The sequence below is a fragment of the Pseudomonas sp. GZD-222 genome, assembly GCF_049310525.1.
GTDB lineage: Bacteria > Pseudomonadota > Gammaproteobacteria > Pseudomonadales > Pseudomonadaceae > Aquipseudomonas.
This window is the reverse complement of the sequence record NZ_JBMOWO010000022.1, coordinates 1-2,732: the sequence shown is the minus strand read 5'-3', so window position 1 is coordinate 2,732 and position 2,732 is coordinate 1. Positions and strand designations below refer to the sequence as shown.

Sequence of the window (2,732 nt, the reverse complement as noted above, 5' to 3'; positions counted from 1 at the left end):
GCAGTTAGTGTGGCTTGTTTTTTTTTTTGCGTTTTTTTTTTTTTTTCTCTCCTCCCCCCCCCCCCCCCCCCCGCTCCCACAGGGGCATAAAAAAACCGCGTCTGGCTCACGCCGGACGCGGTTTTTTGATGCTGTTTACAATTACTTGTTTACAGCGTCGGTCAGCACTTTGGCTGGAACGAACTTGACGACTTTCTTGGCAGCGATTTCGATCGCAGCGCCAGTCGAAGGGTTGCGGCCGGTACGGGCAGGACGCTCGGTGATTTTCAGTTTGCCAATGCCAGGCAGAGTGATTTCGCTGCCATTTTCCAGTTGATCAGCAACGATCTGACCCAGTTGCTCCAGAGCGTTACGCGCGGTGGTTTTCGGCGCGTCGATAGCTTCGGCGATGTCGGCGATCAGTTGGTCTTTGGTCAATGCCATGGTGGTGTTCCTTCCCTATCAAATTCAGTGAGTATGCAGAGTGCTACGTCAGTCATCGAGCCAGACCTGCGGGGTAACCGGCGGTCCGGTGTTACAGCCACGTCAGCGTATGTAGATACGTAAAACGACGTTTGGTTCGACGTGACGCGAGCGGTCTGCCAGCAATGCGCCACACACGGGGCGCAAGACCGGGCAAAACTACCACAGGAATGGATAAATATCCGCAGCTGACAGGGTAAATGTGCAGGTTTTTCGGGGCTTTGCGCGAAAAAACGCAAAAAACTGAACAAAAAACGAACAACCGTCATTTCTGCCAACATCTGGCCGCAGAATCACCTCTGGCCTGAGGTACACTTGGCAGCTTTGCAACGCGGCCTGCACCGCCCATTTTCAACCGAGAATCCCATGCCGATCCGTCATTGCATCGTCCACCTGATCGACAAGAAACCCGATGGCAGCCCCGCTGTGCTGCACGCCCGCGATTCTGAACTGGCCGAGTCCAGTGCCATCGAAAACCTCCTGGCCGACCTCAACGACAGCTACAACGCCAAACAAGGCAAAGCCTGGGGCTTCTTCCATGCCGAATCCGGCGCCCACCCGTTCAGCGGCTGGTTGAAGGAGTACCTGGAAGACGGCAGCACCTTCACCGCCTTCAGCCGGGTAGCCGTCGAGCACCTGCAAAAACTGATGGAAGAATCCAACCTGTCGGTCGGTGGCCACGTCCTGTTCGCCCACTACCAGCAAGGCATGACCGATTACCTGGCCATCGCCCTGCTGCACCACAGTGAAGGCGTAGCGGTGAACGCTGAACTTGACGTCACCCCGTCCCGCCACCTGGACCTGGGCCAGTTGCACCTGGCCGCGCGGATCAACCTCTCCGAGTGGCAGAACAACAAGACTTCAAAGCAGTACATTTCGTTCATCAAAGGCAAGAACGGCAAGAAAGTCTCGGAGTACTTCCGTGACTTCATCGGCTGCCAGGAAGGCGTCGACGGTCCGGGTGAAACCCGTACCCTGCTCAAGGCCTTCAGCGACTTCGTCGAAAGCGAAGACCTGCCTGAAGAAGCCGCCCGCGAGAAAACCCAGACCCTGGTCGACTACGCTACCAGCCAGACCAAGGCCGGTGAGCCGGTGACCCTGGAGGAGCTTTCCGGACTGATCGACGAAGACCGCCCGCGGGCGTTCTACGAGCACATCCGCAACAAGGACTACGGCCTATCGCCGGAGATCCCTGCCGACAAGCGCACCCTCAACCAGTTCCGCCGCTTCACCGGTCGCGCCGAAGGCCTGTCGATCAGCTTCGAAGCGCACCTGCTGGGCTCCAAGGTCGAGTACGACGAGGAAGCCGGCACGCTGATCATCAAGGGTCTGCCGACGCAGTTGACCGATCAGCTCAAGCGTCGCAAGGACTGAGTCCCTGCCAGGAGGCCACCAGGGCCTCCTTGGCGCTTTTGCGCAACCGCTTCACCAGGCGCTCCTGACGCAGCGCCTCGGCCTTGTCCGGCCAGGCCTCGACGTAAACCAGCGCCACCGCGGGGCTGGTGCTGAAGTAGCGGGCACCCTGGCCCTTCTGATGAGCGATGAAACGCCGTTGCGGGTTGTCACTGATACCGCAGTACAACGAGCCGTTGGCGGCACGCACCAGGTAGACATACCAGGGTTTCACGGGAGTTTCGGCGGCTTCGGACACGGTGCGGACTATTCGACGGCAAAGCCCACAGCTTACCCGTTCAGCGACCGGCCTGAAACGCGCGCAAACCTTTCAACGCCTGCTGGCGAACCTTGCCCTGGACCATTGGCGTCCAACCAAGCAGCAGCCCCGTGGTGCCCAATGCCTGCCGCGACCAGCGCCACAGATCGAAGGTGTCGTGATGTTCACAGATTTTGCCGTCGCGAAAGACAAAGCGCGCCTGGATGTCGTTGATCACGGTGCGCCCGGTCTGGCTGAACAGGTAGGTAGCAACCCAGTGGGCAGCTCCGCTGTGCTCGTCGGCCTTCACGCTGTCGAACGTCAGGGTAAAGTTCTTCGCACGGGTGGTGAGCATCCGCCACATGTCGCCGGCATCCTTGCCACGCAAGGTGCCGAAAGCGGGGTCGCTGAAGACAATGTCATCGCTGTAGCAGGCCACCATCGCTTCGGCGTCAAGGCGCTGGAAAGCCTGATAGAAGCGGGTGATCAAAGCACTGTGGGCATCGCTCATGAGGCGGGTCCGTTTCCGATGGAATAAGCCCGAACGATAGTGGCAAAAACAATCGCGGGGGCAGACCAATCCCCCCCCGCTCGCTCTTTCCCCCGGTGGTGGGGGTTC

At 59.2% G+C, this 2,732-nt stretch carries 4 protein-coding genes; 1 reads left to right on the top strand and 3 read right to left on the bottom strand.

Going from position 1 to position 2,732, the window contains the following annotated elements:
- Positions 1–141: 141 nt before the first annotated feature.
- Positions 142–423 carry an HU family DNA-binding protein gene (locus ACO6VD_RS04430; protein WP_009398256.1) on the bottom strand — a complete coding sequence of 94 codons (282 nt, stop codon included), beginning with the start codon at positions 421–423 and terminating at the stop codon, positions 142–144.
- Between the two features lie 405 nt (positions 424–828).
- Here ACO6VD_RS04430 and yejK point away from each other — a divergent pair, with 405 nt between their 5' ends.
- Positions 829–1,836: a nucleoid-associated protein YejK gene (gene yejK / locus ACO6VD_RS04425; RefSeq protein ID WP_400174032.1), complete on the top strand. Its 1,008-nt coding sequence runs from the start codon at positions 829–831 to the stop codon at positions 1,834–1,836.
- Here yejK and ACO6VD_RS04420 read toward each other — a convergent pair.
- The gene (locus ACO6VD_RS04420; RefSeq protein WP_400174033.1) at positions 1,817–2,113 is read right to left on the bottom strand and encodes a GIY-YIG nuclease family protein; all 297 of its coding nucleotides are present in this window, start codon (positions 2,111–2,113) and stop codon (positions 1,817–1,819) included. The two genes, yejK and ACO6VD_RS04420, sit on opposite strands and share 20 nt — an antisense overlap.
- Positions 2,114–2,153: 40 nt before the next feature.
- A complete protein-coding gene (locus tag ACO6VD_RS04415; RefSeq protein ID WP_422417296.1) occupies positions 2,154–2,624 on the bottom strand; it encodes a nuclear transport factor 2 family protein in 471 nt (156 codons plus the stop codon).
- Positions 2,625–2,732 lie beyond the last annotated feature (108 nt).

Excerpts from the sequence above, each read along its gene's own strand:
- ACO6VD_RS04430 (WP_009398256.1), bottom strand. The coding sequence starts at position 423 with ATGGCATTGACCAAAGACCAACTGATCGCCGACATCGCCGAAGCTATC.
- yejK (WP_400174032.1), top strand. The coding sequence starts at position 829 with ATGCCGATCCGTCATTGCATCGTCCACCTGATCGACAAGAAACCCGAT.
- ACO6VD_RS04415 (WP_422417296.1), bottom strand. The coding sequence starts at position 2,624 with ATGAGCGATGCCCACAGTGCTTTGATCACCCGCTTCTATCAGGCTTTC.